Genomic DNA, 543 nt, shown 5'->3' on the forward strand with positions numbered 1-543 from the left:
ACCGAAGCTATGGCAGTAGAGATACTGGGTAGGGGAGCTTACTGTGGTAGGCCGAAGCATGACCGGAAGGACATGTGGACGAGACAGTAGTGAGAATGCCGGAATAAGTAGCGAAAGTAAAGTGAGAATCTTTACCGTCGAAAGCCTAAGGTTTCCTGGGGAAGGTTCGTCCGCCCAGGGTAAGTCGGGACCTAAGCCGAGGCCGGAAGGCGTAGGTGATGGACAACAGGTTGAAATTCCTGTACTACCGCTGCTCGTTTGAGAGAAGTGGGGACGCAGGGGGATAGGTCAAGCGAGCGACCGGAAGAGCTCGTCCAAAGGAGGTAGATAGACCGGTAGGGAAATCCGCCGGTTGTTTCGAAGGCCTGACGGGGAGGGAAAAATAAGTACCGAAGTGACCGATTCCGCACTGACAAGAAAAGCCACTATCGAGAGCAGAGGTACCCGTACCGCAAACCGACACAGGTAGGTGAGGAGAGAATCCTAAGACGAGCGGGAGAAGCGTTGTTAAGGAACTCGGCAAATTGACCCCGTAAGTTCGCG

The 543-nt window shown here is 54.0% G+C and carries 1 rRNA gene; it reads left to right on the top strand.

Annotated features, from left to right (window positions below):
• Window positions 1–543 (top strand): 23S ribosomal RNA (locus DK858_RS02070); the annotation flags it as partial.

It is taken from the genome of Proteus faecis (assembly GCF_003144395.1).
Classification (GTDB): domain Bacteria; phylum Pseudomonadota; class Gammaproteobacteria; order Enterobacterales; family Enterobacteriaceae; genus Proteus; species Proteus faecis.